Source organism: Novacetimonas hansenii, assembly GCF_014843995.1.
GTDB classification, from domain to species: Bacteria; Pseudomonadota; Alphaproteobacteria; order Acetobacterales; family Acetobacteraceae; genus Novacetimonas; species Novacetimonas hansenii.
This window is the reverse complement of record NZ_CP062147.1, coordinates 564,865-587,034: the sequence shown is the minus strand read 5'-3', so window position 1 is coordinate 587,034 and position 22,170 is coordinate 564,865. Positions and strand designations below refer to the sequence as shown.

The 22,170-nt window shown below is 58.4% G+C and carries 20 protein-coding genes and 1 tRNA gene; 10 read left to right on the top strand and 11 right to left on the bottom strand.

The window, feature by feature from the left end; genetic code table 11:
* Positions 1 to 96 precede the first annotated feature (96 nt).
* From IFJ82_RS02470 to IFJ82_RS02455, 4 genes are all read left to right on the top strand, one after another.
* Positions 97 to 576, top strand: coding sequence for a hypothetical protein (locus IFJ82_RS02470; protein WP_139312526.1), 480 nt, complete (start codon positions 97 to 99; stop codon positions 574 to 576).
* 904 nt (positions 577 to 1,480) lie between these two features.
* A complete protein-coding gene (locus tag IFJ82_RS02465; protein WP_003621556.1) occupies positions 1,481 to 2,434 on the top strand; it encodes a ribokinase in 954 nt (317 codons plus the stop codon).
* A 433-nt stretch (positions 2,435 to 2,867) separates the two neighbouring features.
* Positions 2,868 to 3,485, top strand: a complete 618-nt coding sequence (locus IFJ82_RS02460; RefSeq protein ID WP_081385148.1) for a TetR/AcrR family transcriptional regulator — start codon at positions 2,868 to 2,870, stop codon at positions 3,483 to 3,485.
* Positions 3,486 to 3,490: 5 nt separating this feature from the next.
* Positions 3,491 to 3,838 carry a carboxymuconolactone decarboxylase family protein gene (locus tag IFJ82_RS02455; protein WP_192266281.1) on the top strand — a complete coding sequence of 116 codons (348 nt, stop codon included), beginning with the start codon at positions 3,491 to 3,493 and terminating at the stop codon, positions 3,836 to 3,838.
* A 125-nt stretch (positions 3,839 to 3,963) separates the two neighbouring features.
* Here the strand turns inward: IFJ82_RS02455 and IFJ82_RS15870 are convergent, their stop codons facing one another.
* A complete protein-coding gene (locus IFJ82_RS15870) occupies positions 3,964 to 4,098 on the bottom strand; it encodes a hypothetical protein (protein WP_275403447.1) in 135 nt (44 codons plus the stop codon).
* Positions 4,099 to 4,121: 23 nt separating this feature from the next.
* On the opposite strand from IFJ82_RS15870, the gene IFJ82_RS02450 reads away from it, so the two are divergent.
* The 3 genes from IFJ82_RS02450 to amaB all read left to right on the top strand — a co-directional run bounded on the left by IFJ82_RS02450 (position 4,122) and on the right by amaB (position 8,262).
* Positions 4,122 to 5,030 (top strand): DMT family transporter, encoded by a 909-nt coding sequence (locus IFJ82_RS02450; RefSeq protein WP_062809557.1) that lies wholly within the window; start codon positions 4,122 to 4,124, stop codon positions 5,028 to 5,030.
* Between the two features lie 389 nt (positions 5,031 to 5,419).
* A complete protein-coding gene (locus IFJ82_RS02445) occupies positions 5,420 to 6,706 on the top strand; it encodes an NAD(P)/FAD-dependent oxidoreductase (protein WP_062810029.1) in 1,287 nt (428 codons plus the stop codon).
* Between the two features lie 41 nt (positions 6,707 to 6,747).
* On the top strand, positions 6,748 to 8,262 hold the full coding sequence (amaB, locus tag IFJ82_RS02440) for an L-piperidine-6-carboxylate dehydrogenase (RefSeq protein WP_003621549.1): 1,515 nt from the start codon (positions 6,748 to 6,750) through the stop codon (positions 8,260 to 8,262).
* Positions 8,263 to 8,477: 215 nt separating this feature from the next.
* On the opposite strand, the gene IFJ82_RS02435 is transcribed toward amaB, so the two are convergent.
* Both IFJ82_RS02435 and IFJ82_RS15865 read right to left on the bottom strand, forming a co-directional pair.
* Positions 8,478 to 9,404, bottom strand: coding sequence for a LysR family transcriptional regulator (locus IFJ82_RS02435; RefSeq protein ID WP_338042245.1), 927 nt, complete (start codon positions 9,402 to 9,404; stop codon positions 8,478 to 8,480).
* A complete protein-coding gene (locus IFJ82_RS15865; RefSeq protein ID WP_275394233.1) occupies positions 9,394 to 9,522 on the bottom strand; it encodes a hypothetical protein in 129 nt (42 codons plus the stop codon). The genes IFJ82_RS02435 and IFJ82_RS15865 overlap by 11 nt, the downstream gene beginning before the upstream one ends.
* A gap of 695 nt (positions 9,523 to 10,217) precedes the next feature.
* Here IFJ82_RS15865 and IFJ82_RS02430 point away from each other — a divergent pair.
* Positions 10,218 to 11,720, top strand: a complete 1,503-nt coding sequence (locus IFJ82_RS02430; protein WP_225578820.1) for a carbohydrate porin — start codon at positions 10,218 to 10,220, stop codon at positions 11,718 to 11,720.
* 183 nt (positions 11,721 to 11,903) lie between these two features.
* Here IFJ82_RS02430 and IFJ82_RS02425 read toward each other — a convergent pair whose 3' ends face one another.
* The 6 genes from IFJ82_RS02425 to rlmB form a co-directional block, all read right to left on the bottom strand.
* A complete protein-coding gene (locus IFJ82_RS02425) occupies positions 11,904 to 12,320 on the bottom strand; it encodes a hypothetical protein (protein ID WP_192266277.1) in 417 nt (138 codons plus the stop codon).
* 199 nt (positions 12,321 to 12,519) lie between these two features.
* Entirely contained in the window at positions 12,520 to 12,957 is a 438-nt protein-coding gene (locus tag IFJ82_RS02420) for a CHRD domain-containing protein (protein WP_192265498.1), read from the bottom strand.
* A 186-nt stretch (positions 12,958 to 13,143) separates the two neighbouring features.
* On the bottom strand, positions 13,144 to 13,296 hold the full coding sequence (locus IFJ82_RS02415; RefSeq protein WP_178388375.1) for a hypothetical protein: 153 nt from the start codon (positions 13,294 to 13,296) through the stop codon (positions 13,144 to 13,146).
* A gap of 318 nt (positions 13,297 to 13,614) precedes the next feature.
* Positions 13,615 to 14,640, bottom strand: coding sequence for an SDR family oxidoreductase (locus tag IFJ82_RS02410; RefSeq protein WP_275399276.1), 1,026 nt, complete (start codon positions 14,638 to 14,640; stop codon positions 13,615 to 13,617).
* A 516-nt stretch (positions 14,641 to 15,156) separates the two neighbouring features.
* Entirely contained in the window at positions 15,157 to 15,507 is a 351-nt protein-coding gene (locus IFJ82_RS02405) for a RidA family protein (RefSeq protein WP_003621537.1), read from the bottom strand.
* A gap of 94 nt (positions 15,508 to 15,601) precedes the next feature.
* Positions 15,602 to 16,486 (bottom strand): 23S rRNA (guanosine(2251)-2'-O)-methyltransferase RlmB, encoded by an 885-nt coding sequence (gene rlmB, locus IFJ82_RS02400; RefSeq protein ID WP_192265496.1) that lies wholly within the window; start codon positions 16,484 to 16,486, stop codon positions 15,602 to 15,604.
* Positions 16,487 to 16,594: 108 nt separating this feature from the next.
* Here rlmB and IFJ82_RS02395 point away from each other — a divergent pair.
* Both IFJ82_RS02395 and IFJ82_RS02390 read left to right on the top strand, forming a co-directional pair.
* Positions 16,595 to 16,680, top strand: a tRNA-Tyr gene (locus IFJ82_RS02395).
* A gap of 452 nt (positions 16,681 to 17,132) precedes the next feature.
* The gene (locus IFJ82_RS02390) at positions 17,133 to 17,309 is read left to right on the top strand and encodes a hypothetical protein (RefSeq protein ID WP_192265495.1); all 177 of its coding nucleotides are present in this window, start codon (positions 17,133 to 17,135) and stop codon (positions 17,307 to 17,309) included.
* Between the two features lie 849 nt (positions 17,310 to 18,158).
* Here IFJ82_RS02390 and IFJ82_RS02385 read toward each other — a convergent pair.
* Both IFJ82_RS02385 and IFJ82_RS02380 read right to left on the bottom strand, forming a co-directional pair.
* On the bottom strand, positions 18,159 to 19,277 hold the full coding sequence (locus IFJ82_RS02385) for an acyl-CoA dehydrogenase family protein (protein WP_192265493.1): 1,119 nt from the start codon (positions 19,275 to 19,277) through the stop codon (positions 18,159 to 18,161).
* An 18-nt stretch (positions 19,278 to 19,295) separates the two neighbouring features.
* Positions 19,296 to 21,755: a TonB-dependent receptor gene (locus IFJ82_RS02380; protein WP_081378588.1), complete on the bottom strand. Its 2,460-nt coding sequence runs from the start codon at positions 21,753 to 21,755 to the stop codon at positions 19,296 to 19,298.
* Between the last annotated feature and the right edge of the window lie 415 nt (positions 21,756 to 22,170).

Sequence of the window (22,170 nt, the reverse complement as noted above, 5' to 3'; positions counted from 1 at the left end):
CGGGAGACCATCGCATCCGCGCCGAAGGTATGATACGGATGCATGGATGCTGTCGGCCTTATGTGCCGGTCCTGCCCCAGTCTGGAGAATGCCTGCGTGTCGGCTGCCGTTCCGTCCTGCCACCCGCCTGCGCCACCGCCGCCCGACCGGTCCGACATGGCCCCCGATGCGGCCATGGTGTACGCGCATCGCCCCGCGCTTGCCGCGCTGCGACGCAGTGGCGCGATCGTGGACGCCCATGCCCTTGCCGCCGAATTCTGGGCCATTGATTACGCCATCGGGTTCATGGGCCATAACGACCCGCAGATGGAACGCGCACCCGGCCGCCACCCCACGCACGAAGGCCCATCGCACAGCAGGCTGGGCGCGATCGAACGTTACAAATACATCCGCACGGCCATTGGCACGCGATGCGAAAAGCTGCTGGTCCTGCTGATGGTGGAGGGACGGTCAATGCCCGCCATCGCCAGCCATTTCGGCACGGAACAGGCCCATGTGGCGGGCGCGCTGGCGCTGTTGCTGGATATGCTGGTGGATCATTACGATGAAATGCCCGGCCCCCTGTGGAAGGGATAAGACACCCCGGCGCGTGCCATGCGCAGCACACCATGCGCGCCATACCATAAAAACGGTCCATACAGGCGGACCCGGCATCCCACTGGAACATGAAGACATCATTTGAAACAGCCCGTTGATGAAAAACGGTAAATATTCAGGCGTTACTTTAACCTTGTAGAAATGCAATATATTGCAAAGCCATGTCGGTAAACGCTTTGCCAAAGACTGCGTTCATTCCCGTGGAGTATTGCTACACACCGTTCAAACGGCCCCTGACATCCTGTCGGATTGGGGTCTGACATCGACCTGCTTCATAATTTGTGAAAAAATTGCAATTCCAACTGGCATTAAACCGAAAATACTATTTTATATTTTGGGAATGTTCTTTCGAAAAAGTCACCACCCCAACAGAATTCCAACGGTTTTCGGCCATGTCTGTTTCAAAATAGCTGGAACCAATGATCTTTCTGAGACGCTGTTTGAAAAATCAGGCTCAAGAATATCCTGAAATCATAAAGATTTTTGGTGAAGCTTTTCCCAAAAAGCTTCAGAAGACGCCGCCTTTTTCGATCGAAAGGCGGCCCCCAGAAACTTGTCCTGTTTTTTATCAATGATGTGTTTTCAGACACTCTCTAAAAACTTGGCCTTTGAATATCCTGATGACGTCTTGTCCATCGGGTGCTTTCCAACATCGCCTTGCGCATCCAATAGCCGCCGGCATATGCCCATGCGGCTTCATGGTGAGGCTCTGCATGGCAAAGCGTCCTTAATAACATGCTGAAATTATAAAATTTTTGGGTATCTCTTTGCTGTAAACACACAAAAAAGACCTTACCTTCATTCAGGAACAGGCAACGCGCGCAGGCTTTTCCTTGCGTTTTCACTGTTTTTACCGCCACCCGCCTGCGACAGGAGGCCCGTCATGACCCTCTCCCCCACCGGCCATATCGCCGTCATCGGCAGCATCAATGTCGATTTCGTCTGCCGTGTCGCCCGCTTTCCCCATGCGGGGGAGACGATGCATGTCCACGCCGCGACAACAGGGCTGGGTGGCAAGGGCGCGAACCAGGCGGTGGCCGTCGCGCGCCTGGGCACGGCGGTCGAACTGGCGGGGCAGATGGGCGACGATGCGCTGGCGCAGGTCGCACGTGACGCCATGGCCGATGCGGGGGTGGGGCTGCGTTTCGTGCGCACCGAAACCGGCGGACAGACGGGCCGGGCCTTCATTACCGTCAATGACGCGGGCGAAAACCAGATCCTGGTCCATGGCGGGGCAAACATGACGCTGCGCCCCGATGACGTCCCCGCGCTGGCGCGCGTGTTCGACGGCGCGCGCGTGGTGATGGTGCAGATGGAAATCCCGCCGGACATCGTCGTACGCCTGTGTGAACAGGCGCGGGCGCAGGACATGACCATTATCGTCGATCCTGCCCCCGTCCCGCCCGACGGCCTGCCCGATGCGCTGTTCACGCTGGCCACCGTCATGACCCCGAACGAGACGGAAACGCAGGCCCTGACGGGTATCCTGCCCACCGACGCCCCCACCGCCCGCGCCGCCGCAGCCCACCTGCACGGGCGGGGTGTGGCATGCGCGGTCATAAAAATGGGCGCGCGCGGCGTGTTCCATTCCCGTCGCGACGGGGGGGACGGGTTCATTCCCCCCTTTGCCGTCACGGCGGTCGATACCGTTGCGGCGGGCGACTGTTTCGGCGCGGGACTGGCGCGCATGCTGGCATCCGGCGCGCCACTGGATCAGGCCGTGCGCTATGCCGCCGCATGTGGCGCGCTGGCGACGACACGTCCCGGCGCGGCAGAGGCCGCCCCCACGGCCGAAGAGGTTGCGGCACTGCTCGACACGCAGGAATGCGCATCCTGATGTCGCCCCTCCGCCCGCTGCCCATGCCCATGCCCATGCCCATGCCCATGCCCGCGATGCTGTTGCGTGGGCCGCGGCGGGCCTGCCGGGATTGCGTCGGGATGTTGCGTATGCCGGATTGCACGCCCCGCCGGACGCCCCCCGTAGACATGCCCGTTAGAGACCATATTAAAAAGTCGGGCTTAATAACATCCTGAAATCAGAAAGGTTTTTGGTGAAGCTTTTTCCAAAAAGCTTCGAAAGACGCCGCCTTTTTCGATCGAAAGGCGGCCCCCAGAAACTTTTCCTGTTTTCTATCAATGACGTGTTTTCAAACACTCTCTTAGGCTTGCTCCGCGAATGGCCCCCTCTGGACATGCCTGCGCACTCCCCCGGATGTGCCGCACGCTAAAGTGAGTTTCCTTACCTACCTTCAGGTCGGTAGGCTTTGCGCATGGAGCACGGTACTCGCCGCATCCTGATGCAACGGGCTGAAGAGCTTATCCGCACACGCGGCTATGCTGCCTTCAGCTTTGCCGACCTGGCGCGGGCCGCGGGCATCCGCAAGGCAAGTGTCCACCATCATTTCCCCACCAAGGAAACACTCGGATGCGCGGTTATCGAGGACTACCTGCACCGCTTCACCGCCGAACTGTCGGCCGTGTGGCATGCGGTCCCCGATGCCCCCGGACGGTTGCGGGCCTTTGCCGCTTTTTTCACCAGCAGCGCCATGGCCGGCATGCTGCCGCTGTGTGCGGCGCTGGCGGCACAGCGCGACAGCCTGCCACCGTCGATGCGCCACCAGACGGCGGCATTTTTCCGGCTGCATCTCTCATGGCTCGAATCCGTCATGGCGGAAGGGATCGCGGCGGGCACGCTGCGCGGCGACCTGCCCGCATCCGTGCTGGCGCGTCGGTTCGTCACCCGGCAGGAAGGGGGGAGCCTGCTGGAATGGGGTCTGGGAGAGGCGCCCGGCGGGACTGCTGACGGCGTGCGTGCCGATGACGTGCTTCATGACCTCCTGCCCAGGGATGTCCGGGCGGGACCACCCGATCACCACAGGAAGACATGACCATGATGATGGACTGGAACACATATCGCGACCAGCTTGCCAAAGGTTTTGGAAAGGTCGCCACCCTGTCGCCCGGCACGGTCGAGGCCGTGGTCGCCGCGGGGGAGGCCGGGGCGAAGACCGGGCATCTTGATGCAAAGACGCGCGAACTGATCGCCCTTGCCGTTGCGGCCACGACCCGGTGCGACGGCTGCATTACCGTCCATTCCGCCGAAGCGGTCAAGGCGGGCGCCACGCGGGAGGAAATTGCCGAGGCTCTGGGCGTGGCCGTGGCGATGAACGCGGGCGCGGCCCTTGTCTATTCCACGCGCGTGCTGGATGCGGTGGATGCGCTGGATACGGCCAAGGGCTGATCCCCATCTGGGCAAGGGACTGCGTGATAAAAGCTTCTGGCCCGGATTGTCCCGCAATGATTTGGGACATGCCGTCTTTTTCAAACGCTGAAGGACGGCGCCCGGACATCTTTGTGCCTTGGCTGTCACTGTGCCTGTCCCTTTGCCTGTCCCTTCGCCTGCGTGCCCGGCATGCCGCACGCGGGATCGTGTGTGACATTTTCCCGCCTGCGCGCATCCAAACGCCGCGCAGGCGCGCATGCCCGGTTGCCTGCCGCCATGCGCGGGCATATCCCTGTGCGCCATGACCACACGCCCTTCCCATCCCCGCCTGGTTGCCCTGTGGGCCGCCGTGGCCCTGCTGTCATGGGGCAGCGCCTATCCCATCGTCCGGGTCGTGATGCACGAAATCGGGCCTGTTCCCCTTGCGGCGCTGCGCTATGCGCTGGCGGCGGTGCTGTCGGTGGGATGGCTGCTGTATGAACGCGCGCCCCTGCCACGCGCGCGCGACATCCCGCGCTTTGTCGCATGCGGGGGAATCGGCATCAGCCTGTACAATGTGCTGTTCAATACCGGCGAACTCAGCGTTTCCGCCGGGGCGTCCAGCCTGCTGATCAGTTCCTCCCCCCTGATGGCCGCCATCATCGCCGTGGCGGTGATGGGCGAACGGCTGACGGCATGGGGGTGGGTCGGATCGCTTATCAGTTTCGCCGGGGTCATCACCATCGCGGGCGGCGAACCGGGGGGCCTGTCATTCGGGTCGGGCACGACGCTGATCCTTGGGGCGGCATTGTGCAGCGCGCTTTACACCACCTTGCAAAAACGCCTGATCCCGACCTATGGCGCGATGGCCACCACGGCGTATGTGCTGATCGTCGGGGGGATCGTCCTGCTGCCATGGCTGCCGCAGGCGCTGGGACGGGTGCCGCACATGTCGATGGCCGGTATCGCCAGTGTGGCGCAGCTTGCGATACTGCCTGCCTTTGTCGGATATGCGGCATGGACGTGGGTGGTGGGACAGATGGGCGTCGCACGGGCGGCGGGCCTGCTGTACCTGCTGCCGCCGGTCACTTTGCTGGAATCCTTTGCGCTGGTGCATGAAGTCCCCGAACTGCGCACTCTGCTGGGGGGCGTGGTGGTCATGCTGGGTGTGTTCCTGGCCAATACGCTGGGCCGCGCCCCGGTGGAACGGATGCCACCCGGCGGAGAATGACCCCATCTGGCGCGACGTCAGGGGGGAACCCAGGGGAAAGCGGCGGATGAAAACCGATGTATGGAGAGCGGCGCATACGATCGGACACATGGATCATTCCGTATTGGAATGACCCCAGTTCCGAATATCGTTTTGCGCCCGGTGCGATCGAAAATACCTTGCGCGATGGCGTCACCGGGGGTGCGCGCCAACCGGCGACAGCCCCCGCCCTGCCGGGGGGTGTCGCCCGCCCGGCAACCTTCCCCCGGACCCGCCAACAGAAGATGCCAGCCGGGAAGACCAGCCGGGAATGCCGCCAGCAAACCCCACTGGTAAACGCCGTCAGGCAAACGCTGCCGGGTAAACGCCATCAGGTAAACGCCACTGGGCAACGCAACAGGGTAACGTGCATGCAGAATGATCCGCGCAGCCATGGTCTTTGGGAAGTCACCGCCCCGCCCGCCCCGCCCACCACGGCGTTGCGCGGACATGTGGATGTCGATGTCGCGATTATCGGCAGCGGCTATACCGGGATGTCGGCGGGGCTGCACCTTGCGCAGGAATCCTGCAATGTGGTGATCCTGGAGGCCAACGAGATCGGCTTTGGCGGGTCGGGACGCAATGTCGGCCTGGTGAATGCGGGCCTGTGGGTCATGCCCGACGACCTGCTGACGACGCTGGGCGCCACGATGGGCCGGCGGGTGCTGGACCTTCTGGGTAATGGCCCGCGGGAAGTCTTTGACCTTGTGGCGAAACACGCCATCGCGTGCGAGGCCACGCCCACCGGCACGTTACATTGCGCGGTGGGGCAATCCGGGCTGGACAACCTGCGCGAACGCGAACGCCAGTGGCAGGCGCTTGGCGCGCCGGTGCGCCTGATGGATGCGGGCGAGGCCGCGCGCCAGATCGGCAGCACGGCCTATACCGGCGCATTGCTGGATGAACGCGCGGGCACGATCCAGCCCCTTGCCTATGCACGGGGTCTGGCGCGCGCGGCGATGGATGCGGGCGTGCGGCTGCATACCGCGACATGCGTGACCGATGCGCAGCAGGCGGGCGCGTGGTGGCACCTGCGCACCAGTGGCGGCGGGTCGGTGCGCGCGCGCTGGGTGATCGTGGCCACCAATGCCTATACCACCAACATGTGGCCCGAACTGCGCGCCGAACTGGTGCATCTGCCGTATTTCAACCTTGCCACCCGCCCCCTGCCCGCGCATGTGCTGGAAACGGTCCTGCCCCACAAACAGGGCGCATGGGACACCAGGGACATCCTGACCTCCTTCCGTCTGGACCAGGCGGGACGGATGATTATCGGCAGCGTGGGCGCGCTGGACCGTGCGGGGCGACGCATCCACCATGCCTGGGGGCGCAGGGCGCTGGCGCGGATCTATCCGCAACTGAAGGACGAACCCTTTGAAACCGAATGGTACGGCAGCATCGGCATGACCACCGACGCGGTTCCCCGTTTCCATCAGCTTGCCCACAATGTAGTGTCCATCAGCGGCTATAACGGGCGCGGTATCTCGCCAGGGACGGTGTTTGGCCGGGTGCTGGCGCAGCTTGTATGCGGCAGGATCGGGATTGCCGACATGCCGCTGCCGCTCTGCCCGGTGCAGCCGGTGCGCGCCCGCCCCGCGCGCGAAGCCTTTTATAACGTGGGGTCCGCCATTGCCCACGCGGGCACGGCATGGCTGTAGAGCCATATCCGCGCCCACAGGACTGGAGAACAGGAAGACATATGACCATCGTATCCGACGTACATGCCCTTCTGGAAAAGCTGGGCGTCGCGCGCGATGCCTATACCGGCGGCGACCTGATCGTACGCACCCCCATCACGGGCGAGGAAATCGCCCGCGTTGCGACCATTTCCGCCGATGCGGTCGATGGCGTGATCGCCCGCGCGGCCGACGCCTTTGTCGCATGGCGCAAGGTGCCGGGGCCACGCCGTGGCGAACTGGTGCGCATCCTTGGCAATGTCCTGCGTGACAACAAGGAGGCGCTGGGCCGCCTGGTATCGTTCGAGGCGGGCAAGGTCCTGTCCGAAGGGCTGGGCGAAGTGCAGGAAATGATCGACATCTGCGACTTTGCCGTCGGGCTGTCACGCCAGCTTTACGGCCTGACGATCCAGTCCGAACGCCCTGACCACCGCCTGATCGAACAGTGGCACCCCGCCGGTGTCGTCGGCATCATTTCCGCCTTCAACTTCCCCGTTGCGGTATGGTCATGGAATGCGGCGCTGGCGCTGGTCTGTGGCGATCCGTGCATCTGGAAGCCGTCGGAAAAGACCCCGCTGACCGCACTTGCCACCCATGCCCTGTTTGACGAGGCCGTGCGCCAGTTCGGCGCGGACGCCCCGGCCGGCCTGTCCGCGCTGATTATCGGGGATGGTGCGATCGGACAGCGCCTGGTTGATGACAGGCGCGTGCCGGTCATTTCCGCCACCGGGTCAACCCGCATGGGCCGCATCGTGGGCGAACGCGTGGCGCGCCGCTTTGGCCGCTCCATCCTTGAACTGGGCGGCAACAATGCCTCCATCGTCACGCCGTCGGCGGATCTGGACCTGACGCTGCGCGCGGTGGCGTTCGGCGCGATGGGCACGGCGGGACAGCGCTGCACCACGCTGCGTCGCCTGATCGTGCATGAAAGCGTGTATGACGCGCTGATCGGCAAGCTGAAGCAGGTATATGCCAATATTTCCGTTGGCTGCCCCGTCAGCAGCGACGCGCTGGTCGGCCCGCTGATTGACGAGGCCGCATTTACCGCGATGCAGGACAGCCTGAAGGCCGCAACCGCCGCCGGTGGCGCCGTGCATGGCGGCACGCGCGTGGATGTCAACGGCACGGGGTCGTTCTATGTCCGTCCCGCGCTGGTGGAAATGCCCGCACAGACCGGACCGGTGGTGGAGGAAACCTTTGCCCCGATCCTGTATGTCCTGAAATATACCGACCTGGATCAGGCCATCGCGTTGCAGAACGACGTGCCGCAGGGCCTGTCCTCCTCCATCTTTGGCACCAACCTTCTGGAGGTGGAACAGTTCCTGTCCGCCGCCGGGTCCGACTGCGGTATCGCCAACGTCAATATCGGGCCGTCCGGCGCGGAAATCGGCGGGGCGTTCGGTGGGGAAAAGGAAACCGGCGGTGGCCGGGAATCCGGCTCTGACGCATGGCGTGCCTATATGCGCCGCCAGACGAACACCATCAATTACGGACGCACACTGCCACTGGCGCAGGGCGTGAAGTTCGACGTCGGCTGATGCCATCACATGCAGGGGCACTGCCCCTGCACCCCACCAAAGGTCCTCGACCTTTGGAAATCAAGACTTTCAAAGACTGTTTAAAAAGCAGGACCGACAGCCTGTCAGAATCATAAAAGTTTTTGGTAAAGCTTTTTTCAAAAAGCTTTGAAAGACATCACACTTTCAAAAACAAGGGCGGACACTTCCTGCCACGATCCACGCACACCATGGCGTCACCCGGCCGCAACCGCCGTCAGTATCCACTGTCGAAACGCCACCAGCGGGGCATAGCGCGTGCGATTGACAGGCCAGACAAGGTAATAGGCTTCTTCTGCCATTTGTGGTGCGGGGGGCGCGATTTCATGCAGTTCACCGCGTGCCAGTTCTTCGGCAATCAGGAAACGCGGCAACAGCGCCAGCCCCGCCCCTGCGCGCGCCGCCTGTGTTATGGTTGCGAACTGGTCACACAACATGCCGTGGATCTGGCACGCATCGACATCATGGGCATGAAACCAGCGTTCCCACGCATCGGGCCGCGACACCAGATGCAACAGCGGCGCACACAGCAGATCCGACGGCGTGCGAAAGGACGACCGCGCGGCCATGTCGGGGCTGCACACCGGCACGACCTGTTCATGCATCAGGAATTCCATCTCCGCCCCCGGCCAGTCAGGCAGGCCATAATGGATGGCAGCATCGAGGGCTTCCGCCGCGAATTCAAACGGAGCCGGACGGGTGAACAGGTTGATGGTGATATCAGGATGCAACAGCCCGAACGCCGGCACGCGCGGCGCCATCCAGCGCGCGCCAAAGGTGGGCAGCACCGCAAGGTTGAACGTACCGCCACGGGGACTGGCCCGAAAGCCAAGGGTGGCGGTGGAGATATGTTTCAATGCCTCACGGATTTCACGGGCATAGGTTTCCCCCGCCATCGTCAGGCGCACGGTCTGGCGTTCGCGGGTGAACAGGTCCGCGCCCAACTGTACCTCCAACGCACGGATATGGCGGCTGATCGCACTTTGCGTCAGATGCAGTTCCGTGGCGGCCGTGGTGAAATTCTGGTGCCGGGCCGCCGCCTCGAACGAGCAGAGCAGCGAAATCGAGGGAAGAAAACGTCGAGCCAGCGCCACAGTGCCATTACCATTTACGTCAGGAGACAAGCCGGTGGGAATGATAGGGCATCCCCACACGCCCGTCACGCTGCACCAGCGCATGCGGCCGCATTGGCTGGGGATGGCGCACGATACACAATAGTCCAGTGATGAGAAGTGGGAACATTCCAGGCGTTACCCTGTGTTTTGCATAATATGATGCATTTCAGGGATTTTTGAAATTTAAAAAAACCTTTATGATTCAACAGGTTAATTGGCCTTACTTGCAAACAGTCCCTAAAAGCATGTCTGAAAGTAAGGCTCGATAACATACTGAAATTATAAAAGTTTTTGGTGAAGCTTTTTCCAAAAAGCTTCAGAAGACGCCGCCTTTTTCGATCGAAAGACGGCACCCAGAAACTTTTCTTTTTTATCAATGATGTGTTTTCAAACAGGCTCTTATCAAGGCGTCACCGACAGCATGCATGATACCAGCCTGCTGCCCGGACAGATTTTCACGCCGCCGGCTGATGGCTGCCCTGCGTCCTGCCTGTCCCGGTTATGGCTGTCCCTGTTATGGCTGTCCCTGCCATATCTGCCCTTGTGATGGCTGCCCCTGTTATGGCTGCCCCCTGCGTGACACCGTTGCATGGCCTGCCGATGGGTTATACGTTCGCCCCGTTATGTCAGTACCCTGCCATGTCAGGCCCTTGGCGGGACAGTTCATACCGATGGGTATCTTTGTCCCCCTGCCTGCGCGCCGACGGGGTGCGCCGTTATCGCCTGCCCTGCCACCGGCCGGGACGGGCCAGAAGCGAAAGCCCGTCCATGAGTCGAGTCCCCCTGCCCCGCAGCATCCACGGCCTGCTGGCTGCCTGCGCCATGGTGGCCACCACCTCACGGGCCCATGCGCAGGCCCCCGCCACGCAGATCGCGCAGAAACGTGCGCGGCTGGGCAATTCCACGCCCCTGATTGCACAGATCGACCCCGCGACCGTGCGGGATTCAACTACCCCGCCGCCGAGTGAGGGCGACAGGCTGGATACGAGCGGCAACCTGCTTGGGGACATGTGGGGGCTGCGGCCGTGGCTGTACAAGCACGGCGTGACCTTCAACCTTCAGGATGTGGAGGAGCTGTGGGGGAACACCACCGGCGGCGCACCCAGCGCCAATGACGTCGGCAGTGGCTCGGGCACCGGACCTTCCTATGATGCCGTGACTACCCCCACACTGACCGTTGACCTCGAAAAACTCTTCGGGCTGAAGGGCGGCCTGTTCAATGTCAGCGCCCTGCAGACGCGCGGACGCTCCATCTCGCAGGACCATCTTTATAACTACAACCCCATCAGCGGCTTCGAGGCCGACCGCTCCACACGCCTGTTCGAACTGTGGTACCAGCAATCCTTCCTTAACGGGAAACTCGACGTCAAGATCGGGCAGCAGGACCTTGATACCGAATTCCTCATCAGCGATTACGGATCGCTCTACCTGAACTCCAACTTCGGATGGCCCATGGCCCCGTCCGTCAACCTGTATGGCGGCGGGCCCTCATGGCCCCTCTCCTCCCCCGCCGTGCGCATCCGTTACAGGCCCACAGACACCTTCACCTTCATGTTCGCAGCCGCAGACGACAATCCCCCCGGAAACCGCTACAACTCTTTCGGCATACAGGGCGGCAACAGCGCTGACCCCACAAACCAGGTCACAAATGACGGCAGCGGCACACGCTTCAACATGGGCACGGGCGCACTGCTGATTACCGAACTGCAATATGCGCTCAACCCGCAGCCAGACGACATGTCAAAGGCCACCAAGGACCCCGGCCTGCCCGGGATCTATAAACTTGGCGGTTTCTATGACACCGCAAAGTTCCCCGATTACCGCTATAACCGTCAGGGCGCCTCCCTCGGCGCACAGGGCGGATACCCGCGATGGGATCGCGGAAACTGGATGGTCTATGGCATCATTGACCAGATGCTGTGGCGACCATCGCGCACATCACCCCAATCCGTCGGTATCTTCGTCCGCGCAACAGGCAATAGCGGCGACAGGAACCTCATCAGCTTTGCCGCGGATGCAGGCATCAACCTCAAGGCGCCCTTCAGGGGACGGGATAACGACACCGTCGGCGTCGGCTGGGGAATCGGGCGCTCAAGCTCCGGATGGAGACAGTATAACCGCGACGCAGGCTCCATCGTGCCGGGAAACGAAAACCATCTCGAGGTCACATACCAGGCGCAGGTCACCCCATGGCTCGTCCTGCAGCCAGATTTCCAATATGTCTGGCACCCGCAGGGCGGAACATCCGACCCGCGTTACGCAAGCGGCCTGAAACGCGTCGGAAACGAAACCATCTTCGGAATACATACAAACGTCAATTTCTAACTGCCTGAAATCATAAAAGTTTTTGGTGAAGCTTTTTCCAAAAAGCTTCAGAAGACGCCGCCTTTTTGAAAACAGGCAGCACCCAGAAACTTTCCTCGTTTTTTATCAATGATGTGTTTTCAGACACTCTCTAAAATATATCAGAAACGTTTCCGAACGCCTGTGCCGGGATGGGTAAAGGGATCAGTTCTTGAGCCGGATGGTCAGACGCTCCACCGAGAAGGCAAGCCGTGCGCCGGATGTACGCGACGTGAACTTGATCCGCACGCCGTTATTGTTTTCCATGACCGCCCCGCCGGTTCCCGCACCGATCGTGGCCTCCCCCTGCACGGACCAGTAGGTCCCCTCCAGATCCTGCGTGCGGTAGAGGTTGAAGACCCCGCCCTTGGCATGCATCGTTGAAAAGCCGATGGCGGCGCCGGAACCGCCACGAATCTTGAAATTGTAATCATGCCCCTGGAAGCTCAGCACACCCTTGCCCCACGACATGCCGGCCCCAAGGTCGGCGGCGGAAATGGTAAAGGTGATCTCCCCCGTGCGTTCGCCAAGCGCATCGGCGGCATGGGCGGCATGGGCGGGGACAACAGCAAAAGCAGGCAGGGCAACAACAGCCGAAAGGGCGGCGACAGATGCAAGGCGCAACGTAAACTCCTTCTTCACGCGATGTCGCCCAACCGTTTCAACTGATGGGCCACCGAAACGGGAACAGGCACGCAAAACGGATCAATCCGCCCTGAGGCATGCGGATTTGAAATATCATACATGTAATTAAGGAAACGCGAAGCGGATTATCGGTTCCTCATCGTGGCTGCGCCGCAAGCTGGGCGCGGGCCTCCCCATTCGGATAGGCATCGGTGTGCAGGTTGACATAGACCTGTCCCGCCATCAGCGCACGCGCCTGTTCAGACGACAGCAGCACCGCCCCCCGCAGGGGCGAGACATAGGGCCCGGCCACCGGGGCAAGGACGCCGGCCTCCTGCCCTGTTCCTGCCGGGCCATGGAAATGGATGGCCGTGACCTTGCCGCTCAGTCCCGTCCATTTGATCGTATAGGTGACAAGGTTCGTCCTGGGGTTCAGCCATGCCGTCACCCCGCCGCCCGGCGTGGTCGTCGCGCCGTGTTCGGTGGCGAACCGGCCCGATATATGCACGCTGCGGGCCTGCGCCGGGGCAATGGTGGCCACCGCAACGGCACAGCCAAGGCCCAGCATCAACGGGATGGATGGACGGAACATCATGCGTTTCCTCCGGCATGGGCATCATGGCCCGTTATGTCCTGCACGCGCATGCCCCCACATGCGCGCGTCCTGTCACACCGGATGGCATGACATGGCGGGTGCGGCCATCAGATGCAAAAAATACGCCCCACGCAACAGGAAAACACATCACGCCCCATACGCGATCCCCACCGGAAGGGAGACGTGTCAGATATCCAGCGGGCGTCCACGTTCCAGCGCCGCAAGTTCGCGCGTCATCCATGCCCGCCACAGACCGGCGCGACACATGCCGGCACGACACAGGCCGATTCCCGTCCCCACGCCCGCCATTACCACCATCGTTACCGCGTACATGTTCATCGCCGTTTCCACCATCAGGGTCGATGGCGCCATCGTGGGCGGCGGCTGTGATCAAAAGATGGCCGGAATGTTACTTTTATGCAGCGCGGCGCGGCAAAAAAACGGCACGGGGAACAGCGACAGGGGGGAAGGACACGCCGGGAATGTGGTCCTTACCACGGATGCGAATTGGCGACGTCGTTACCCGTCTGCATCACCATGTCGAGCACCATGTAACAGAACACCGCCGCCAGCAGCATCGCACAGATCATAAGGACATACCGCATGCCCCTGTGTGCCAGCATGCGGGGCAAAGGAAAAGCCCCGCCGCTGTCTGTCCTATCCCACGCCGGTGCCGCCTGATGCGGCATAGACCTGCCCGGTGATATAGCTGGCCTCCGCCGAGGCAAGGAGTACATAGACCGGGGCCAGTTCGGCGGGCTGTCCCGCACGGCCCATCGGTGTTTCAGCCCCGAACTGGTGGATATGGTCCTGCGTCTGTCCGCCACTGACCTGCAACGCGGTCCAGAACGGGCCGGGGGCAACTGCGTTCACGCGGATTCCCTTGTGCACCATCTGTTTGGCCAGAGATTTGACCAGCGCCACGATCGCCCCCTTTGTTGCGGAATAATCCAGCAGGATTTCCGACGGGCTGAAGGCGTTGACCGATGCGGTGGCAATGATCGCCCCACCCGGCGGCATCAGTGGCACCGCCGCGCGGGCAAGGAAAAACAGCGCATAGACATTGGTGCGAAAAGTCTCGTCAAACTGTTCGGTCGTGATGTCGATAATGGATGCCTGATGCACCTGCCGCCCGGCATTGCTGACGAGGATGTCGAGACCGCCCAGTTCGGCATGCGCCTTCGCCACGAGATCCTTGCAATACTGTTCATCGCGCAGGTCGCCGGGAATGGCGATGGCCTTGCGCCCGGCCGCGCGGATCAGGGCCATCACGTCCTGCGCGTCGGGTTCCTCCTGCGGCAGATAGGCGATGGCGACATCCGCCCCTTCACGCGCATACGCAATGGCCGCGGCACGCCCGATGCCAGAATCCCCCCCGGTAATCAGCGCCTTGCGCCCCGCAAGGCGACCCGACCCACGATAGGTCCCTTCCCCATGGTCCGGGCGGGGCACCATCTTCCCCGCAAGTCCGGGCCATGGCTGCGACTGACGTGGGAAGGGCGGGCGGGGATAGCGGGTTTCCGGGTTAACCGCCGTATCCGCCGCCATGGGGGCGGGGGCGGCATCCACGCCATGGGGGACCGTTGCGGCCGCACTGACCATTCCCGCCGCCATGCCCTGCAGGACGGTACGACGCGAAGACGGGGGCCGGACGGAAGGGGAAGAGGCAATATCATCGGCCATGGGACTTTCTCCTGCTGTCATCCTTTTACAACAGGCCCGGCCGGGCAGGGTTGCGTCCCCATATGTTCAGGGGCGCATTGCCTCCCCACCCCGCTGCTCTTTTGCCGGGACATGCGGGAGAGGGGGAAAGTCACCGGTGAAGATTTCTGAAAAGGTCAGCCCCGGATAACTTTCAATCCAGCACAGGACTGTGCCGAAGCCCCCCTATGGAGGGGAAAGCACGAAAGTTATTGGATGTTTTCCAAAAGATTGTTTGAAAAATCAGGCCCGATAACATACTGGAATTATAAAGGTTTTTGGTGAAGCTTTTCCCAAAAAGCTTCGAAAGACGCCACCTTTTTGAAAAAAGGCGGCACCCAAAAACTTTTCCTGTTTTTTATCAATGATGTGTTTTCAAACACTCTCTGAAAGCAGAGCATCCCCAGACACTTTTAAAAATATTCACCCAAAACTTCCATGATGTCCGTGGAGTGCCGGTCGCGATGATCGCGCCCCCTCCCGTGCGACAGGGATGCTTTACCGAAGGGCTGCGATACCGGTCATTTCCACGCGCCAGCGCGGGTCGGCCAGGCGGGCCTCCACCGTGGCGCGGGCGGGCTTGTTCGCCGTATCCAGCCATGCATCCCACGCCCGGTTCATCGCCGCCATGTCCCCCATGTCCGCAAGGAAGATCTGCATCGACAGTAGGCGGCTCTTGTCCGTCCCGGCTTCCGCCAGCAGCGCATCCACCTGGCGCAGGATATCGGCGGTCTGTCCTTCGGCATCGGCGTCGGGATCATCCGCGACCTGCCCGGCAAGGTGGACCAGACCGTTATGAACCACCGCCCCGGTCAGGCGCGTTTCGGGCTGAAGGCGTTTGATCGACATAGGGGTCTCTCCGTCTTTATGACTTTTACGAAAACAGGCTTCTGATGCGGTGTTTTCCCATGTCCTGGCAATATCAGGACACTGTTGGGGCACATTACCCGCGCGGGCGCGACATTTCATACAGGGCGACGGCGGCAGCGTTGGAGACGTTAAGGCTTTCCATATCCCCCGACATCGCAAGACCCGCAATCTCGTCACAATGTTCGCGCGTCAGGCGGCGCAGGCCCGCCCCCTCTGCCCCCAGCACCAGGGCGACGCGCCGCTGACGGAAAGACGCACCATCCAGGATACCGCCCCCCGCATCGAGCCCCACCGTCCACATGCCATGGGATTTCAGCGCGTCGATCGTGCGTGACAGGTTGACCACACGCACCAGCGGCACGACCTCCAGCGCGCCGGATGCGGCCTTGGCCAGCGCACCGGTTTCCTCTGGCGCGTTGCGGTCCTGCACGATCACCGCCGCGGCACCGAACGCCGCCGCCGAACGCAGGATCGCCCCGATATTGCGCGGGTCCGTCACCTGATCCAGCAGCAGGACCGGCCCGGGACGTTCCACGATATCCTCCAGCGCGGGGGTGTCGAGCAGGTCCGCCAGAAGCGCGATTCCCTGATGCACGGCGTCACGGCCGCAAATGCTGTCGATACGCGCGCGATCCACGCGCTGCGGCTGGATCGGCAGGGCGCGTCCCATCCGTTCCTCAAGCGCGGTCTGCGCCTCCGCCGTGGTCAGCAACTGCCGCAGGTGACGGTGTGGATTCGACAGCGCCGCCATCACTGCATGCGTGCCATAAAGCCAGCATGTGCCGCGCGGCGCGACCTCTGCCCGGCCCCGTTCGGCGGCACGGTCAGGCCCACGATCGGACCCACGGTCAGACGATGCCCTGCCGCGCCCACGCGACGGCATGGCGGAAGCAGGAGGGGACGAATCGGCCGCACCCACAGGACGGCCCGGACGACGGCGGGAAGGACGCATGTTCATGCATGCGGTTTTAGGCATAAGCAGCCCGCGCGTCATCCGTAATTCTTGCAGCTTTTTGGTCGTGGGCATTGACACCCCGACATTGAATGATTATCACCCCGTCAACCCGGAGGGATGCCCGAGTGGCTAAAGGGGGCGGACTGTAAATCCGCTGGCGTACGCCTACGTTGGTTCGAATCCAACTCCCTCCACCATTTTCCTGAAAAATTATAAATAAATCAGTCCCCTAATAATAGGACAGGGTTGCATAGCCCTCTCGGTTCCCACCTTGATATCATCAGGCGGGTCAGGTTTGTTGTGGTCATGCTGCTTGGACCATGCCCGATATTGCCTCCAAGCTGCTGGCGCGCTTGCCGATGATGAACCAAAGAGCGTTTTACGTGAGCCCACCCCAGCACCGCAGTGGCCCTTGCCAGGCTGGTGCAAGATGCTCTTTCACGCCGCGCGTCGCGCCATGAGCAGAGATATAGAAGACGGGCGACCGGTTCCGCCTTCATGTTATGCTTGGAAAGCTGACAAACGAAGCAAGTTTTGATGCTATATTAAATTCGTAGCAGTCTGGTCGCGCGGGGTAAGCAGCCCGCATTGATCCCGGAGAAAAAAGCTGGACCGGCTGAACAATCCCGCAATGTGGGATTACCCGGACATGGTGGACGTCACCAAGGAAAGCCGTATGAAAATATCGCCGGAACTCGATCAGGAGATCAGGGCGCGCATTCAGCGGATCCGTCAGAAAAAAGCGAAGCAAGCGACGCAGTCCACAAAAGACGTTGCTTCAAAGGGTCGTTTCTGGCCCTCATGTTTTGATCCTGCGGTCCAGTGACTATCTTACATGACGGGGCATGCGCAGACCCTGATCGTTCTCGGTCGCCTCTGCCCCTCTTAACGCCCGATGGAAAATGACGAAAGACACAGGCCTACGGCTGAGAAAGAAAGTATGATGCGCAGGTTCAGCAACCTCTGCATCACAACCATACTTGGCCTCACGCTTGCTGCCTGTGCGCCGCCCCCCACATACAGGCAGCACGATACGCCCGCATGCATGCACTACCGCGCGATGATGACCGCCCCGATGCCACCAGACGCCATGCACAGGTTACAGGCACAATGCGATGCCTCCCGGCAACGGGGAAAATAACTCGTGCATTCTCGCACGATACAGAAATCCCCCCTATGGACTTTGCCGCATCACAAAAACTGTTGGGAATGGCGGTATATGATGCCCGTGTCCTGTCATTTCGGATGACAAAAAGCACCCTTCCCAACAATCGTAAAACGCGCGCCGCCACAGACTGATTTTGAGAACCTGTTTGAAACGCCCGGGCCAGTCACCCGCAGGCATGATAAAAAATTTTCGGTGCAGGCTTTTACATTCCTCATGAATTGCCTGAGTCCAACACAATCCCTGCAAGTCTTTTGATACTGCCTTTTTCCAAGAGGGGCTGTTCGAGAAACATCTGCAACTGATATTTTTTATGAGTTCAGTATATAAATACCCTTATTAAAATAAAGCATTTTAAGCGATTGTTTGAAAACAGGAAAAGTTTTTGGGTGCCGCCTTTTGATCGAAAAAGGCGGCGTCTTCTGAAGTATTTCAGGAAAACATTCACCAAAAACATTTATAATTTCAGGATATGATTGATCCTGAATTTTCAAATAGCCGCCAAGAATTTTATCGCGTCGATGGCATCAGAACGTCACGCCCCGCACTTTCCAACACTGCATCGCCCTGCGGAGAGTGAATGCGCCCACATAAAACATCACGAAAATGACGTTCCAAAGGGTTATTTTGTGAGAGACCGGGATTCCCGATAGCTTCTATAGCACGAGTGACCGCACTGATGGCATTTTCTGTCACCAGACGTTTAACCTGCTGTATTTCCACTTCAGAAATATTTTCTGTAAACCCTGATTGCAAAAGCGCCTTGTTACTTAAAAGCAATCCTTCCAGTTCACCAATAACGACATGAAAGCGTGGCAACGTCGCCAAAGACCGACCCAGACCCGACGGAACACGTTCGTGCAGGAACTTAACAAACCAGTCACGGGCACTGCATGCTATTGCATTATATAGTGATGAAATCAGCAAGGCATGGTACCTCCCAAGCTGCGGGATCTCAGGATTGCTGACAGACGGGGATACCACGTTTATAATATGATCGTCGGGAATAAAAACATTATCAAAAATAAACGTATGACTTCCCGTGGCGCGCATGCCCAGTTGATGCCAGCTTTTTTCGATTCTTACACCAGGTTCATCCAGACGGACAAGAATCTGACCAATTCTTGGCGACTCCTCGGCCGTTGCAACCCACACCAACCCCCAGCGCAGGGCGGTAGAACCTGTCGAAAAAATCTTTCGCCCATCAAGACGCCAGCCATTCGTGTCCTTGCGAATAACTGTCTGGGGAATGCCACCCCTTGAAGGTGTACCAAGCTCTGGCTCAACACGCAGCGCATTGATGAGTGTACCATTATCCAGAATGTCTTTAAGCAGCCTGTCCTTTGCAGGCGTAGCCCAACTGGATTGCGCCACTGCCCATGTTTGAAGATATTGCATGGCAAGAATCAACGCAGTTGACGGATCTGCTGTTGCAATTTTTGCGACAATCCGCGTCATGTCCGATAATGGTATTTCCTGTCCGCCGATATTGCGCGGCACAGCAAGACCCAGATATCCAGCCTTACGAAGGTCTTCCAGGCTTTCTGTTGCAATCTCGCCAGAGCGGTCATGAACAACAGCACGGGCCGAAAAACATTCGAGAAATGCATCAAGGGTCGTATCAGTCATAATCAAAACTTTCCTGAATTAGAACTGCGCTCTTAAGCCACCATAAAACATACGCGGCGCCCCCATCTGAAGGGTATCCTGATCACCGGCAAGCGGGAAATTTTCGACCCCCATGGCCCCGATATAGCGAACATTCGTCAAATTATAGACGTTAAAGTTTATACGAAAGTTCTTCATGATACCAATGCGTCCAAAATCATAGGATGCACCCAGATTGGTCAACCAGTATGAAGGGACAGATGTTGCAGGATCTTGTGCCGTATAACCATAGCTGAGGTTACGCCGCCCGATATAAGAGGTATTAATAAATACTTCCGCATTATGGAAACTATAGGATGCGGATGCCTTGTACATCAAACTTGGGTATCCAACAACCTGACGACCATGGGAATAATAGGTGATACCATCAGACGTAATATTCTTGGCATACGTCGCATGATTATAGCTGATGCTATTATAAATATTCAGGCCATGAACGGGAATGAATGTCAGGGCAGCATCAACCCCATTCATGTTGACACTTCCGACATTCTGAACCGATGAAAGGAACTGTGTCGGGGTCACGTTATAGGAGAGCGCCTGGAGCCTATTATGAAAATCGACCCGATAGGCAGAGATGCTTCCCGTGAGGTAGCGGGAGGTATAGCGATATCCTATCGAATAGGCCCATGCGGTTTCCGGCTGTACATTCCTGCCCTTTTCTTCATAAGCCTGCTGCGAGTTGACAAGAGGCGAAGCGGCAGCGCCGTATGTTGAAACCGGGAAGGCACGTACATTTTCCGCAAAATCAAAATATAATTCGTGATGTTTCCTGAAATTCCAATCTATGTTGATATGGGGCAGAAACGCCTTGGCTGTGGTCAGGCTGTCCCCGCCCGCAATGGCGGACGCACCGGTATAATCTGGATAATTGGCCAAAGCACCAACACGGGTCGTGTTGAGAAGGGACCTGAATCCATAATGAATTTTCAACCCATGAACCGGGCTATAGGTATCGCTGACATGTGCAACAAAGGTATTGGTATTAAAAACCTGTGCATAAAGTGTCGCATATGGGTTATTCCATGGCCCCCAGGAATTTAACGGTGACCCTGTCCCCAGAACCGGTTCGCTATATTCATTTCCTTCAGTATTGAAATGATTGTTTTCGTACCAGAATCCCACATTGATATCATGATGTGCAATATTATAGGCCAGATTCGTAGTACCACCGAAACGCTGGATCCCGGTATGGGTGACGTCCTCTGAAAGGGCTGCGCCATTTGGGGCGGGAACCATATCCTGCGTATACGGATTGGCCCATGTTGTATAAAAAGACTCACGATGACCATAGATACTGCCGGTCAGGCGAAGCCGGTTGGTTAACAGGAAATCATAATTGATGCCGCCCATATAATCACGCACTTCATTGACCCCATCATAATAGGACACATCCTTGGGATCGTTGGAGCGGTTTTCGCCCCGCATGTAATTGCCTTCTGCCGCCATATAAGCATCGCGATAGCCGTTTGGCGTTCCATAATAATAATCAGGTCTCTGCCCAACTGTATTAAGAATCTCAAGGCTTTTGGGCATATAGGTCATCTGGTCGACATCGGAATAATCAAAAAATGCCGAGATATGACTGCTTTCCCCGATTGGTTGATAAAGCTTGGCATTAATGACCTGCTGGAACTGGGGGCCAACCCCTGTCCATTTATTCGTATCATTGCGGGCATAGGAAACATAAAAACGGGTTTTTGCCGGTCCGATTTCACCGCTATCCAAACGGACGAACGTTCGGAACATATTATAGCTGCCGAAGGTCTGTGAAACTTCCGCGCCCTTTTTCTTTGCAGGGTCGCGACTGGCATACGAAATGGCGCCACCAAGACTTGAGGTCGCGGCGACGTCTTCTGCCCCTGCCCCCTGCGATATTGATACCGTCCGTATATTTTCTGGTGAAATGGCCTGGGTGATACCTAATCCGTTATAGTTATAAAAAGTCTGCTCGCCCAAAGGCATTCCATCCAGAGTTGCGCCAATTTGATTACTCTGGAACCCACGGACATACAGTTGCGATGTCCAGATATCCAGACCCTGCCCATCACCACCCGCAAACATCACTCCCGGAAGCTGGCCAAGGGTCTGAAGGGGATTGGCGCCTGCCACGTTTCGGGCCAAGGCCGTTTGCGTAATGATACTGGCCGTTGCATGGGACAGATGATGCCCGACAACACCCAGCAGTTCAGCGCCACTCGCCTGAACGGAGTCCCCTTCTTTGCCTGATGCCGCATTGGCATTTGGCTTCCTGGCCGGCCTGATGGCAGATGCCGATACTGTTCCACCATTATGCATATCCTGATGTGCAGGAACCTTCGGGTGGTTCGATGATATTATAGAAGGGGTCTGGGCATATCCATATGTCACAAAAGTCGTTGACAACAAAAAAGCACCATATATTTCAATGAAATTATGGTTTTGTTTGTATTTTCTCATTTTTATTTCCGTATTATTTGAATTTTGATGAATTCATTTCATAGATTATGAAAATAACCCATGTAGGTTCCTGACAATCGCCGTAAACAACGCATGTGGTAATTCACTTCATATTTAAGTTGAATTCCATAATAACTAAATTGTTATGCAACTAATTTCACGGCATCTGATATTTTGCAAATCATTTCTATTCTTTTATATAACTAAAAAATTTAGTTTATTATGGCACTCAAACCATATCGCTATCGCGATGCTTTCAGATTCTACCTTACCCATAAAATATATTATGAAAATCAATTTTGATAAATTATTACTTTTGTAATATGGGATTAATTCCAGATATTACATTAAATATACTCACATATTTATTGAAATATTTATAAAAATTACTGCATGTATTTTATGAATCATTCCC

Excerpts from the sequence above, each read along its gene's own strand:
- IFJ82_RS02465 (WP_003621556.1), top strand. The coding sequence starts at position 1,481 with ATGACCCTCTCCCCCACCGGCCATATCGCCGTCATCGGCAGCATCAAT.
- amaB (WP_003621549.1), top strand. The coding sequence starts at position 6,748 with ATGACCATCGTATCCGACGTACATGCCCTTCTGGAAAAGCTGGGCGTC.
- IFJ82_RS02450 (WP_062809557.1), top strand. The coding sequence starts at position 4,122 with ATGACCACACGCCCTTCCCATCCCCGCCTGGTTGCCCTGTGGGCCGCC.
- IFJ82_RS02455 (WP_192266281.1), top strand. The coding sequence starts at position 3,491 with ATGATGGACTGGAACACATATCGCGACCAGCTTGCCAAAGGTTTTGGA.
- IFJ82_RS02380 (WP_081378588.1), bottom strand. The coding sequence starts at position 21,755 with ATGAGAAAATACAAACAAAACCATAATTTCATTGAAATATATGGTGCT.
- IFJ82_RS02415 (WP_178388375.1), bottom strand. The coding sequence starts at position 13,296 with ATGAACATGTACGCGGTAACGATGGTGGTAATGGCGGGCGTGGGGACG.
- IFJ82_RS02390 (WP_192265495.1), top strand. The coding sequence starts at position 17,133 with ATGGTGGACGTCACCAAGGAAAGCCGTATGAAAATATCGCCGGAACTC.
- IFJ82_RS02420 (WP_192265498.1), bottom strand. The coding sequence starts at position 12,957 with ATGATGTTCCGTCCATCCATCCCGTTGATGCTGGGCCTTGGCTGTGCC.
- IFJ82_RS15870 (WP_275403447.1), bottom strand. The coding sequence starts at position 4,098 with ATGGCGGCAGGCAACCGGGCATGCGCGCCTGCGCGGCGTTTGGATGCG.
- rlmB (WP_192265496.1), bottom strand. The coding sequence starts at position 16,486 with ATGAACATGCGTCCTTCCCGCCGTCGTCCGGGCCGTCCTGTGGGTGCG.
- IFJ82_RS02445 (WP_062810029.1), top strand. The coding sequence starts at position 5,420 with ATGCAGAATGATCCGCGCAGCCATGGTCTTTGGGAAGTCACCGCCCCG.
- IFJ82_RS02460 (WP_081385148.1), top strand. The coding sequence starts at position 2,868 with ATGGAGCACGGTACTCGCCGCATCCTGATGCAACGGGCTGAAGAGCTT.
- IFJ82_RS02410 (WP_275399276.1), bottom strand. The coding sequence starts at position 14,640 with ATGGCCGATGATATTGCCTCTTCCCCTTCCGTCCGGCCCCCGTCTTCG.
- IFJ82_RS02405 (WP_003621537.1), bottom strand. The coding sequence starts at position 15,507 with ATGTCGATCAAACGCCTTCAGCCCGAAACGCGCCTGACCGGGGCGGTG.
- IFJ82_RS02385 (WP_192265493.1), bottom strand. The coding sequence starts at position 19,277 with ATGACTGATACGACCCTTGATGCATTTCTCGAATGTTTTTCGGCCCGT.
- IFJ82_RS15865 (WP_275394233.1), bottom strand. The coding sequence starts at position 9,522 with ATGTTCCCACTTCTCATCACTGGACTATTGTGTATCGTGCGCCATCCC.
- IFJ82_RS02430 (WP_225578820.1), top strand. The coding sequence starts at position 10,218 with ATGGTGGCCACCACCTCACGGGCCCATGCGCAGGCCCCCGCCACGCAG.